This is a genomic window from Streptomyces sp. NPDC017943 (assembly GCF_044328425.1).
Classification (GTDB): Bacteria; Actinomycetota; Actinomycetes; order Streptomycetales; family Streptomycetaceae; genus Streptomyces; species Streptomyces djakartensis_A.
This window is the reverse complement of sequence record NZ_JBIRHH010000006.1, coordinates 267,133-279,390: the sequence shown is the minus strand read 5'-3', so window position 1 is coordinate 279,390 and position 12,258 is coordinate 267,133. Positions and strand designations below refer to the sequence as shown.

General features: G+C 73.5%; 10 protein-coding genes. 6 read left to right on the top strand and 4 right to left on the bottom strand.

The window, feature by feature from the left end; all coding sequences use genetic code 11:
• Nucleotides 1–115: 115 nt before the first annotated feature.
• Complete coding sequence (locus ACH4C6_RS21295; protein ID WP_398110155.1) at nt 116–1,042, bottom strand: amidohydrolase family protein; 927 nt, start codon at nt 1,040–1,042, stop codon at nt 116–118.
• 193 nt (nt 1,043–1,235) lie between these two features.
• The gene (locus ACH4C6_RS21290; protein ID WP_398110154.1) at nt 1,236–2,285 is read right to left on the bottom strand and encodes a LacI family DNA-binding transcriptional regulator; all 1,050 of its coding nucleotides are present in this window, start codon (nt 2,283–2,285) and stop codon (nt 1,236–1,238) included.
• A gap of 277 nt (nt 2,286–2,562) precedes the next feature.
• Here ACH4C6_RS21290 and ACH4C6_RS21285 point away from each other — a divergent pair, with 277 nt between their 5' ends.
• The 6 genes from ACH4C6_RS21285 (at nt 2,563) to ACH4C6_RS21260 (ending at nt 10,277) form a co-directional block, all read left to right on the top strand.
• Complete coding sequence (locus tag ACH4C6_RS21285; RefSeq protein ID WP_398110153.1) at nt 2,563–3,714, top strand: Gfo/Idh/MocA family protein; 1,152 nt, start codon at nt 2,563–2,565, stop codon at nt 3,712–3,714.
• The gene (locus tag ACH4C6_RS21280; RefSeq protein WP_398110152.1) at nt 3,711–4,880 is read left to right on the top strand and encodes a dihydrodipicolinate synthase family protein; all 1,170 of its coding nucleotides are present in this window, start codon (nt 3,711–3,713) and stop codon (nt 4,878–4,880) included. Before ACH4C6_RS21285 ends, ACH4C6_RS21280 begins: the two co-directional genes overlap by 4 nt.
• A gap of 32 nt (nt 4,881–4,912) precedes the next feature.
• Complete coding sequence (locus ACH4C6_RS21275; protein WP_398110432.1) at nt 4,913–5,710, top strand: sugar phosphate isomerase/epimerase family protein; 798 nt, start codon at nt 4,913–4,915, stop codon at nt 5,708–5,710.
• 255 nt (nt 5,711–5,965) lie between these two features.
• Nucleotides 5,966–7,258: an LPXTG cell wall anchor domain-containing protein gene (locus ACH4C6_RS21270; protein WP_398110151.1), complete on the top strand. Its 1,293-nt coding sequence runs from the start codon at nt 5,966–5,968 to the stop codon at nt 7,256–7,258.
• Nucleotides 7,259–7,670: 412 nt separating this feature from the next.
• The gene (locus tag ACH4C6_RS21265; protein WP_398110150.1) at nt 7,671–9,506 is read left to right on the top strand and encodes a glycoside hydrolase family 3 protein; all 1,836 of its coding nucleotides are present in this window, start codon (nt 7,671–7,673) and stop codon (nt 9,504–9,506) included.
• Between the two features lie 114 nt (nt 9,507–9,620).
• Nucleotides 9,621–10,277: a hypothetical protein gene (locus tag ACH4C6_RS21260; protein WP_398110149.1), complete on the top strand. Its 657-nt coding sequence runs from the start codon at nt 9,621–9,623 to the stop codon at nt 10,275–10,277.
• A 19-nt stretch (nt 10,278–10,296) separates the two neighbouring features.
• Here the strand turns inward: ACH4C6_RS21260 and ACH4C6_RS21255 are convergent, their stop codons facing one another.
• Both ACH4C6_RS21255 and ACH4C6_RS21250 read right to left on the bottom strand, forming a co-directional pair.
• Nucleotides 10,297–11,733, bottom strand: a complete 1,437-nt coding sequence (locus tag ACH4C6_RS21255; protein WP_398110148.1) for a S28 family serine protease — start codon at nt 11,731–11,733, stop codon at nt 10,297–10,299.
• A gap of 117 nt (nt 11,734–11,850) precedes the next feature.
• A complete protein-coding gene (locus tag ACH4C6_RS21250; RefSeq protein WP_398110147.1) occupies nt 11,851–12,240 on the bottom strand; it encodes a hypothetical protein in 390 nt (129 codons plus the stop codon).
• Nucleotides 12,241–12,258 lie beyond the last annotated feature (18 nt).

The following is a 12,258-nucleotide window of genomic DNA, read 5'->3' as shown; positions in this document are numbered from 1 at the left end:
GCCGGTCGACGCAGGGGACGGGCGTGCGCCGCGGACGGGCGTGCCGGGCCCCGCGGCGCGCCGGGACGACCCGGTGCCGCGCGCACCTCCTCGCCGGCGCGGGACGCCGACGCCGTCACCTCGCCGCGCGCCCGCCGTCCAGCCCGAAGAGTTCCGCCGCGTTGTCGTGGCACACCGCGCGCAGCCACGGCGCGCCGAGCCCGAGCCGTTCCAGGGCGTGCAGTTGGTGCAGGTAGGGGTAGGGGATGTTGGGGAAGTCGGAGCCGAGCAGGACGCGGTCGCCGAGGGCGGCGAGCCGGGGCAGGGCGCGGCGCGGGAACGGCGCGAGCCGCTCGCCGAAGTCGGTGAACGACATGGTCGTGTCCAGCCGGACCTCCTCGTGGCGCTCGGCCAGCCCGAGGAAGTCCTCGTACTCGGGCATGCCCATGTGCGCGACGACGAGCCGCAGCCGCGGGTGCCGGGCGAGCACCCGGGCGACGGGCCCGGGGCCGGTGTGCCTGCCGGGTGCGGGGCCGGAGCCGCAGTGCATCACCACGGGGATCCGGGCCTCGGCGAGCAGTCCCCACGCCCGCTCCAGCCGCTCGTCGGCCGGGTCGTAGGCACCGACCTGCACATGCGCCTTGAACACCCGCGCGCCCGCCTCGACGGCCTCGCGGACGTAGCTCTCGACGTCCGGGTCGGGGTAGAGGGTGGCGGTGTGCAGGCAGTCGGGCGTGCGGCGGGCGAACTCCGCGGCCCAGCCGTTCAGCCACCGGGCCATGCCGGGTTTGTGCGGGTAGAGCATCGCGGTGAACGCCCGGACGCCGAACTCCCGCAGCAGCGCGGTCCGTTCGGCCTCCTCGTGCCGGTAGGTGATCGACCACTCCAGGCCGCCGACCAGGGGGCCGTTGGCGGCGAAGTAGTCCCAGACCTTGCGCAGGACGCGCTCGGGCATGAAGTGGGTGTGCACGTCGACGAGCCCGGGCAGGCCGAGCCGCTCCCAGAACGCCCGCACCTCCCGGGCCTCTTCCGGGCCGGCGCTCCCGGCTCGCTCTTCCGCCATGCCCTCACGATCACCCGCGGCCGGGAAGAAGGGCGATCCCCCGGGCGGACAAGCGTCTGAGGTGTGCGTCACACGGCGGACCGTCCGGCGCCCGGGCCCGCCGGGGACGCGGGCCCCAGGGGGCCGGTGCGGCGGCCCGGGTACTGCGGCACGGGTACTGCGGCACGGGGGCGGCCACAAGGAGCGGCCGCCCTCACGACGTCCGCGGCACTCCGGAGGAACCCCGGACCATCAACTCGCCGCGCACCGAGGCGATCCCCCCGGGCGGCGCCTCCTCCCGGCCCATCGCGACGCGTCCGGCCCGGGCGCCCGCCTCGGCCAGCGGCAGCCGCACCGTCGTCAGCGAGGGCACCGCGTCGATACTGAAGGGCAGGTCGTCGAAGCCGGCCACCGACACGTCCTCGGGGATGCGCAGCCCCGAGTCGCGCAGCGCGGCGCACGCCCCCAGTGCGACGGAGTCGTTCGCCGCGACGACCGCCGTCAGCGACGGGTCGCGCCGCAGCAGCTCCAGGGTCGCCTCGTACCCGGAGCGCCGGTCGTAGCGCCCGTGCACGGTACGGCGGGGGTCCTCCTCGATGCCGTGTGCCGCGAGCGCGGCCCGGTGGCCCTCCAGCCGGTGGCGGGTCGTCGTCCGTTCCTGCGGTCCCGCGATGTACCCCAGCCGCCGGTGGCCGAGCCCGATCAGGTGCTCGGTGAGCTCCTGCCCGCCCCCGCGGTTGTCGAAGGTCAGCGCGATCGCCCCGGTGTCCGGGGCCGGCGGGCGCCCGCACAGCACCACCCGGGTCCCGGCGTCGACCAGCTTGCGCACCTTCGCGTCCATGGCCGCCTGGTGGACCGGGTCCTCGATGGCGCCCCCGGTGAGCACCACGGCCGCCGCCCGCTGCCGCTGGAGCAGCGTCAGGTAGGTCAGCTCGCGCTCCGGGGAGCCGCCGGTGTTGCAGACCACCGCGAGCCGCTCCCCGCCCGCGCGGCCGCCCGGCCCGCCGATCTCGGCCTGGATGGCGCTCGCCATGATGCCGAAGAAGGGGTCGGCGATGTCGTTGACCAGGATGCCGACCAGGTCGGAGGTGGCGGCGGCCAGGGCGCTGGCGGGTCCGTTGAGCACGTAGTCCAGCTCGTCGACGGCCTTGAGCACCCGCTCCCTGGTGGAGGCGGCCACGGGGTAGTTCCCGTTCAGCACGCGCGACACCGTCGCGGGCGAGACCTGCGCGCGGGCCGCCACGTCCGCCAGGGTCACCGTCATCTCGTCGTCCTCCGGTCGCGCGTGTCGTGTCCGCCCTCGTCCACGCCCACACCCGTGGCCGTGGTTCCGAGCAGACCTTAAGCCCCCGGCCCCGACTTGTTCGCCCCCTCGAACAACTCGTGATGGTCACGGTCTTGTCCGGACCGCGGCCAGGGGCTAGTTTCTGTCTGCATAGAAAGCGCTTGCTGCAACGCTCACCAGTTCCGGACGTCTCCCCGGGGGCGCCGGTGACGGGTGGGGCGCACGCGGCGCGGCGTCCGCGTACGAAGGGATCGACGTGACACGCAAGACGGTGCGAATCGCCATGAACGGCGTGACCGGGCGCATGGGCTACCGCCAGCACCTGGTGCGCTCCCTCCTCGCCCTGCGCGAGCAGGGCGGACTCGACCTCGGCGACGGCACCGTGCTGTGGCCCGAACCGGTCCTGGTCGGCCGCCGCGAGCACGCGCTGCGGGCCCTGGCCGAGCGGCACGGCCTGGAGCACTGGTCGACGGACCTGGAGGCGGTCCTGGCGGACCCCTCGGTGGAGGTCTACTTTGACGCCCAGGTCACCTCCGCCCGCGAGGAGGCGCTGACCAAGGCCATCGCCGCCGGCAAGCACGTCTACACGGAGAAGCCGACCGCGACGGGGCTCGCCGGCGCCCTGGACCTCGCCCGGCTCGCCACCGGAGCCGGCGTCAGGCACGGCGTGGTGCAGGACAAGCTCTTCCTGCCGGGCCTGCTGAAGCTGAAGCGCCTGATCGACGGCGGCTTCTTCGGCCGGATCCTGTCCGTGCGCGGCGAGTTCGGCTACTGGGTCTTCGAGGGCGACTGGCAGGCGGCGCAGCGGCCGTCGTGGAACTACCGGGCGCAGGACGGCGGCGGCATCGTCGTCGACATGTTCCCGCACTGGGAGTACGTGCTGCACGAGTTGTTCGGCCGGGTGCGGTCGGTGCAGGCCCTCACCGCCACGCACGTCCCGCAGCGCTGGGACGAGAACGGCAAGCCCTACGACGCCACCGCCGACGACGCCGCCTACGGCATCTTCGAGCTGGAGGGCGGTGCGATCGCGCAGATCAACTCCTCCTGGGCCGTGCGCGTCCACCGCGACGAGCTGGTGGAGTTCCAGGTCGACGGCACCGAGGGCTCGGCGGTGGCCGGGCTGCGCACCTGCCGCGCCCAGCACCGCAGCGCCACCCCCAAGCCGGTGTGGAACCCGGACGTCCCCGCCACGGAGGTCTTCCGCGACCAGTGGCAGGAGGTCCCGGACAACGGTGAGTTCGACAACGGCTTCAAGGCCCAGTGGGAGCTGTTCCTCAAGCACGTGTACGCCGACGCCCCCTACCACTGGGACCTGCTGGCCGGCGCCCGCGGTGTCCAGCTCGCCGAGCTGGGCCTGCGCTCCTCGGCCGAGGGCCGCCGTCTCGACGTGCCGGAGATCTCGCTGTGACGATCCGACTCCCGGGCCCCGGCGGGGCGTTGCGCGCCTACGAGCCCCGCTCCGAGCCGTCGGTCAGGGCTCCCGGCGCGCCCTTCACCTCCCGTACGGTCTTCTCGGCCGCGCACGTCGTCGCCGACCCGTACGCCGACGTCTCGCCGGACGCGCCCGCCGCCGTCGACTGGGACGCCACGCTCGCCTTCCGCCGCCACCTGTGGTCGCACGGGCTGGGTGTGGCCGAGGCGATGGACACCGCGCAGCGCGGGATGGGCCTGGACTGGCCGGCGGCGGCGGAGCTGATCCGCCGGTCGGCGGCCGAGGCGAAGGCGGCCGGCGGCCTGATCGCCTGCGGTGTGGGCACCGACCAGCTGCCGGTCACCGCGTCCGGCCACCCGTACGGCCTCGCCGGGATCCGGGCCGCGTACGAGGAGCAGCTCGCTCTCGTGGAGGAGTCCGGCGCGCAGGCGGTCCTGATGGCCTCCCGGGCCCTGGCCGCGGCCGCCCGGAGCCCGGAGGACTACCTGGAGGTCTACGGGCACCTGCTGCGCCAGGCGTCGGAGCCGGTCGTCCTGCACTGGCTCGGCCCCATGTTCGACCCCGCGCTGGAGGGTTACTGGGGCGCGACGGACCTGGACGCGGCCACGCACACCTTCCTGGACGTCATCGCCGCCCACCCCGACAAGGTCGACGGCGTCAAGGTCTCCCTGCTGGACGCGCGACGCGAGGTCGACATCCGCCGGCGCCTGCCGCGGGGCGTGCGCTGCTACACGGGCGACGACTTCCACTACCCGGAGCTGATCGCCGGGGACGAACAGGGCTTCAGCCACGCCCTGCTGGGCGTCTTCGACCCGCTGGGCCCCCTGGCGGCCGAGGCCGTCCGGCTCCTGGACACCGGGGACACCCGGGGCTTCCGGGACCTCCTCGACCCCACGGTCGTGCTCTCCCGGCACCTGTTCCAGGCCCCCACGCGCTTCTACAAGACGGGCGTGGTGTTCCTGGCGTGGCTGGCGGGCCACCAGGCGCACTTCACGATGGTCGGCGGTCTGCAGTCGGCCCGGTCGCTGCCGCACCTGGCGCGGGCCTACGAACTCGCCGACGGACTGGGCCTGTTCCCCGATCCGAAGCTCGCGGAGGAGCGCATGAGGACATTGCTGGGCGTGTACGGGGTGGAACAGTGAGCGCGTCGCTGGAGCGCTTCTCCGTCAACCAGATGACGGTGAAGCAACTGTCGCTGCCGGAACTCGTCGACGGGTGCGCCCGGTTGGGCATCGGGCACGTCGGCCTGTGGCGGGAGCCGGTCCGCGCCCACGGGCTGGAGGCCACAGCGAAACTGGTGCGGGACGCGGGTCTGTCGGTGACGACGCTGTGCCGGGGCGGCTTCCTCACGGCGATCGACGCGCGGGAGCGGACCCAGGCGCTGGCCGACAACCGCCGGGCGGTCGACGAGGCGGCGGCCCTGGGCACGGACACGCTGGTGCTGGTCTCGGGCGGTCTTCCCGCCGGATCCAAGGACCTGCGCGGGGCGCGGGAGCGCGTCGCGCAGGCCCTGGCGGAGCTGGGCCCGTACGCCGAGCGGCACGGGGTCCGGCTGGCGATCGAGCCGCTGCACCCCATGTTCGCCGCCGACCGCTGCGTGGTGTCGACGCTGGCGCAGGCCCTGGACCTCGCCGAACGCTTCCCGGCGCGGCAGGTCGGCGTCACCGTCGACACGTACCACGTCTGGTGGGACGACACCGCTCCCGGACAGATCGCCCGGGCCGGGGCGGGCGGCCGTATCCACACCTTCCAGCTCGCCGACTGGACGACCCCGCTGCCCGAGGGCGTCCTCAACGGACGCGGGCAGATCGGCGACGGCGCGATCGACATGCGCGAGTGGCAGGCCCACGTGGAGGCGGCGGGGTACACGGGGCCGATCGAGGTGGAGCTGTTCAACGACGGGTTGTGGGCCCGGGACGGCTTCGAGGTCCTGGCGGAGACGGCGGCGAGGTTCACCGAGCACACCCACTGACCCCGTCTCCCGGCTGCCCGGGGGGTCGCGGTGATGACATGGATCACAGAGAAAGGGGGGATTCCGCGGGCAACTGTCGCGTAGGCGGCCTTTGTTCGGTCGTGGGGGGCGTTTCTTGCGCAGAGGGGCGGAAAACCGCCTGTGGCCTTGATCGGGCAGGTCATACGATCACCCGGGCGGTGCACCGCGTGAGCACTCCGCGGGCGCGACGCCCAGCGCACTTCTCCCACCACTGCGACCAGGGGTCCCCTTTTGATGATTCGCCGTGTTCTCGCGACCGCAGTCGCCGCTGCCGTCACCGCTCCGGTCGTCCTGCTCTCGGCCGCGCCCGCCCTCGCCGCCGAGAAGCCGGCCGCGCGGACGCAGGAGTCGAAGCCGACGCTCGAAGAGCTCAGGCAGGCCGTCGAACTGGCCCAGAAGGAGTACGACACCGCTGTCATAGCGGTGCGCGGGGCCATCACGTTCCTCGAGGAGGGCCTGGAGGAGGAGACGTACCCGACGAAGGCCGCGGTCATCGAGACCAAGAAGGCCGCCGAGGCCGCCGCCAAGGCCAAGACCGAGGCGGACCAGGCGGTCGCGGACGCCAAGGCCGGGCTGGACGCCGCCACCACCGACGAGGAGAAGGCCACGGCGCAGACGGCGCTGGACGAGGCCGAGAAGGCCGCCCGGGAGGCCGCGGAGGCCAAGACGGCCGCCGACACCAAGGCCGCCGAGGCCCGCACCGCCCACGACGACGCCCGCGTCGCCCAGGCCCGCAAGATCGGACTCCTCCAGAAGGCGCGGGACGAGGCCGAGAAGAAGCTGGCCGACGCGAAGAAGGCGCTGGCGGACGCCAAGGACGAGGAGCAGCCGGACGCCGGCTGCGTCCCCGAGCCCCGGCTCACCGCCGGCCTCACCGGGCTGCCGGAGAAGGTCGTCGGCGGGACCACGCACACGTTCCGCCTGCGCCTCACCAACGGCACGGGCAAGAAGATGGACGAGGTGTACCCGTACGCGGCCGTCCACGCCTTCGACGCCAAGGGCCTCAAGAAGCTCGACCGTCACCTCGAACTGGAGTGGTCCACGGCCGCCGACCCCCGGTGGCGCGACCTGGACCTGCTGGACGCGACGCCCGTCGGCTCCCTCGAGCCGAAGGCCTCGCTCGACGTCAGGCTGCGGCTGAAGGTCGACGCGGACGCCCCGGCCGGGCAGGGTGCCGTCTACGTGTCGGCCCAGTACGCCGACGAGGACGGCTCCTGCGGCGGTTACCCGGACCTCGACCAGCACGACTTCCGCATCGTCGCCAAGGCCGGAACCAGCGGCACCGGGGGCGGGACCGGCAAGAGCGACGGCGACAAGGCCCCTCAGGGCGGGACCGGCACCACCCAGCAGGGTGGCTCCTCCACCACCCCGGTGACCACGACCGGCGGCAGTGCCACCGGATCGCTCGCCGCGACCGGTTCGAGCGACGCCCTGCCCACGGTCGCCCTCGGGGCCGGCGCGGCGCTCGTGCTCGGCGCCGGCGCGGTGTTCGCCGTGCGCCGCCGCACGACGGCTCCGGACGCCTGACCGCCACCTCGACACTCACCGGGCCCGTCTCCCCATGGGGAGGCGGGCCCGTCCCGATCTGTGCGGTGCCGTCGCCTCCCCTGTCGCCCGTGCCTCGTCCGTTCCGACTTTCCGGGATCGGGGGCCCCGGGGGGAACCCGGAACGGGGACGGGGCGTCAGATCCGCGACCGCCGGGGAGTCGCCTCGGTGCGGTGTCGGCCTCGCTCCGGCTGCGATCGCCGACCACCCTCTCCGCCGTACCGCGGCCGGCGGCACCGCCGCCACCGGCACGTCCCCCCTCCAACCGTGCCGGTGGCGGCCCCTTCCGGCCGCTGCGCGCTCCCTTGACTGGCAGAAACTTCCCGGATATTGGTGACCGGTTGGAAGTTTCCTTCAGCGGATCCGAGCGGATCACCTCCGGAAGGAGCGCACGTGCACGACACCGGCACGGCAAGTACGGGAAGCACCGCACAACCCTCCAGACGCACGGTTCTCGCCGCCACGGCCGGCGTCACCGCGGCCCTCGCGGCGACGGGGCCCGCGCACGCGGCCGCCGCCCCGGACGACAGCGGCCTGCGCGCGCTGGTCTCCCGGATGACGCTGGAGGAGAAGGTCGGCCAGCTGTTCGTGATGCGGGTCTACGGCCACTCCGCCACTGCCCCCGACCAGGCCGACATCGACGCCAACCTCAAGGAGATCGGCGTCCGCACGGCCGCCGAGCTGATCGCCCGGTACCGGGTCGGCGGCATCATCTACTTCACCTGGGCGCACAACACCCGGGACCCGCACCAGATCGCCGACCTGTCCAACGGCATCCAGCGGGCCTCCCTCGGGCTGCCCAGGGGCCTGCCCGTGCTCGTCTCCACCGACCAGGAGCACGGGATCGTGGCCCGGGTCGGCGAACCCGCGACCCTGTTCCCGGGGGCCATGGCCGTCGGTGCGGCCGGATCGCGTTCCGACGCCCGCACCCTGGGGCGCGTCGCCGGGCGCGAACTGCGGGCCATGGGGATCCGGCAGGACTACTCCCCCGTGGCCGACGTGAACGTCAACCCGGCCAACCCGGTCATCGGCGTACGGTCCTTCGGCGCCGACCCGCAGGCCGTGTCCGCGCTGGTGGCGGCCGAGGTCGCCGGGTACCAGAGGTCCGGGGTCGCCGCGACCGCGAAGCACTTCCCCGGGCACGGCGACACCAACGTCGACAGCCATACGGGCTTCCCCACCATCACGCACAGCCGGGAGCTGTGGGAGAAGCTGGACGCCCCGCCGTTCCGGGCGGCGATCGCCGCCGGCATCGACTCGATCATGACCGCGCACCTGATGGTCCCGGCCCTCGACGACTCCGGCGACCCGGCCACCCTCTCCCGCCCCATCCTCACCGGCATCCTGCGCGAACGCCTCGGCTACGACGGGGTCGTGGTCACCGACTCCCTCGGTATGGAAGGGGTGCGCACCAAGTACGGCGACGAGCGGGTGCCGGTGCTGGCCCTGAAGGCGGGTGTGGACCAGCTCCTCAACCCGCCCGACCTGGACCTCGCGTGGAACGCCGTGCTGACCGCCGTGCGCGAGGGGGAGCTGACCGAGGAGCGGCTCGACCGCTCGGTGCTGCGGATCCTGCGGCTGAAGGCCAAGCTGGGGCTGTTCCGCGAGCCGTACGTCCGGCTCGGTGACGTCGAGCGGACCGTGGGGACGCGGTCGCACCGCGCGGCGGCGGACCGGATCGCCGAGCGGAGCACCACCCTGCTCGTCAACGAGGGGCGGCTGCTGCCGCTGTCGCGGCGCCGGTACCCCCGGGTGCTCGTGGTCGGGGCCGATCCGGCCTCGCCGTCGGGGACGACCGGACCGCCCACGGGCGTGCTGGCGGGCGCCCTGTCCGACCTGGGCTTCACCGCCACCGCGTCGTCCACCGGCACGGCCCCCACGGCGGCGACGATCGCCAAGGCGGTGGCGGCCGCACGGGACGTGGACGCGGTGGTGGTGGCCACGTACAACGTCGGCGCGGGCAGCAGCCAGCGGACGCTGGTCGAGCAGCTGGTGGCCACGGGCACGCCGGTCGTGGCGGTGGCGATCCGCAACCCGTACGACGTGGCCCAGCTGCCGTCGGTGCCGGCGTACCTGGCCGCCTACTCCTGGACGGACGTCGAGGTGCGGGCCGCCGCCCGGGTCATCGCGGGACGGGTGAGGCCGCGCGGGAAGCTGCCGGTGCCCGTGCAGCGGGCGGACGACCCGGCGCAGGTGCTGTACCCGATCGGGCACGGCCTGACGTACTAGACGTACGCCACGGAACGGGCGCACCACCCCCATCGTGCGCAAAGCCCCCTGTGTCCCTGGCGTGCGCCCGTCGCGGCGGGCCACGCTGGGCGGGCACAACCGGGGGGTACGGCCATGCGTGGGAGACGTTCCGTGGGGGTGGTCTGCGGGCTGCTGGCGCTGCTCGGCGCGCTGCTGGGCGGATGCCGGCGTCCCGCGGGAGGACCGGGCGGGGACGGCGTTCCGAGCGGCCCGACGCCCGGACGGACCGCCTCGGTGTCCCCGGTGCCGGCCCGGCCGCCGGGGTACGGGGCGGTGTTCCTCGCGGTCGGCGAATGCAGCTCGTTCGGCACGACGAGCTTCACCGAGGTGCCGTGCTCCGGGGAACGGGCCGCGGCCCGGGTGACGGCCCGGCACACCGGCACGGTCCGGGACGGGCCGCGCTGTCCGCCCACCACCGACTTCGTGCTGCACATCAGCGAGCAGCGGCCCTCCTTCGACGAAGACGGCGACGGGGCTGTGCCGCGGGGTTACGCCTGCATGCGCAACCTCCAGCCGCCGCACCCGGGCGATCCCGGTGGCGGGGGCGGGCCGCGCACGATCGTGGGCGACTGCGTGTACGGCTCCGGCGGCGGGCAGGTCCGGGAGACGGCCTGCGACGGCGAGGGCGGGGAGAAGCCCGAGTACGAGGTCACACGGGCGGTGGTCCGGCGGGCGGACTGCCCGGGTACGACCGCCCTGTACGTGCGGCTGGGCGGCGAGCGGCCCGTGGGGTGCGCCCGGCCGCTGTGAACGGCCGGGCGCGGGTGGGTCACGGACGCAGCGTCATCTCGCGCCGCACGTCACGCTTGTCGAGCTTGCTGTCGAACTTCGCCAGCGGCTTCGCCGCCTGCGGGTCGGCCTGGACCGTGCCGGAGGCGACTCCCGCCCAGTCGAGGATGCGGGCGGTGGCCAGCGCCTTCTGCTCGGGCACCAGGCCCGCGACGTTGGCGCCGTGGTTCATGCCGGGGGCGGTGAAGACGTAGGAGTCCTTCGCGCCCTTGCCCACGCGGAACGGCTCCGCGCCCCACGGGTCGTTCTGCCCGTAGACGAAGAGCATGCGGCGGGCGTGGTGGCGGACCCAGGTGTCCACGTCGCGCATCGCCGACGGCTGGAACTTCATCGGGATGTCACGCGGCACGAAGTTGCGCGGCGGCTGGTAGCCGTAGCGGATGTACCGCTTCTCGATGTACGGGAAGTGGATCGTGGGCGCGCCGAGCTGGGTGCCGGCCTGGTAGTAGTACGGCGTGTAGGTGGACAGCCCCTGGTCGGCGTAGGCGGAGAAGCCGGAGATGGTGTCGACGCTGTTCCAGATCTCGTCGTCCGTGGCGTTCTTGGCGTCGGCCGGGATCTGGTCGCAGTCGGACAGCAGGCTGTACTGCCAGAAGCCCCACACGTAGTCCAGGACGGTCGCCTCGTAGGCCTTGTCCAGGCTGCCGATGGTGGTGAAGGTGAGGCCGTTCTCCTCGGCGTAGGCCGCGTACTTCTTCTCCAGCGGCTCGCGGCGCACCAGCGCCTCGCGCTGCACGGCGTTCAGCCGGTCGCGGCACTCCTTGGTGCCGACGCGGGCGAAGAAGCGGTCGTAGGCCGAGTCCTCCTTGTTCACCACGTCGTTGGGGGCGACGTAGGCGACCACGCCGTCCATGTCACGCGGGTAGAAGCGCTCGTAGTAGGTGGCGGTCATGCCGCCCTTGGAGCCGCCCGTGGAGATCCACTTCTTGCTGTAGACGCCCTTCAGCGCGGTGAAGACGCGGTGCTGGTCGCTGGCGGCCTGCCAGATGTCCAGCTTCGACCAGTCGGCCGGGGCGGGACGCGAGGGCGTGAAGTAGCGGTACTCCAGGGAGACCTGGTTGCCGTCGACGATCTGCGTCGGCTCGCTGCGGCGGGGCGTCGTGGAGACGTTGTAGCCGCTGGTGAAGAAGACCGTCGGCCGCGCGACGTCCTTGTGCAGCACGGTGATGCGCTGCTGGAACGTGCCCTTGGACGGCTTCCGGTGGTCGACCGGCTGGGTGTAGTTCAGGACGAAGAAGCGGTAGCCGGTGTAGGGCTTCTCCTCGACCAGGCTCATGCCCGGGATGGACAGCAGCCTCTCCTTGATGTCGGTGGTGCCGTCGGTGCCGGTGGCTCCGGCGGCGGTGGCCGCTCCCGCCGTGCTCAACGTGCCTATCAGCACCGTGAGCGCCAGCAGCCATCTGAGCGCCTTGCGCATGCGCACTCCCCTGTGAGACATATGTGCGCCGGAAGCTAGCGGACCAACTCGCCGGAGCACCAGGGGACATGGGGAAAACCCTGTGCGCGGACCCGTACGGCCCCGCGGGGCGGGGTGTCAGCAGAGGGTCCAGCCGGAGCTGAACCGGCCTGCCCCCACCCGCCCCTTGAGCCACACGCAGCGGCGTCCGGCGTGCACGGTCACCGGTCCCGCGCGGTGGGCGTACCGGCCCGTGTCGACGACCGGCCGGTTGCCCCGGGCCTGCACGCTGACGGACATCGTGCGCTTCACACCCGGCCGCTTGGTGGTGGTCACGGCGCAGACGTAGCCGCCGCGCCTGTAGACGAGGACGGTGCCCGTGGAGAACGGCAGCGTGCGGACCTTGCGGCCGGGGCAGGACGCGGAGGCGGCCTGCGCCTGGCCCGGCGCGGCGACCGCGAGCAGCCCCGCCGCGGTCAGCAGGGCCAGACCGAGCGCGAGCCGCCGGCGTATCGGTCCACTGTCCACTGTCGTCCTCCGCGTCGT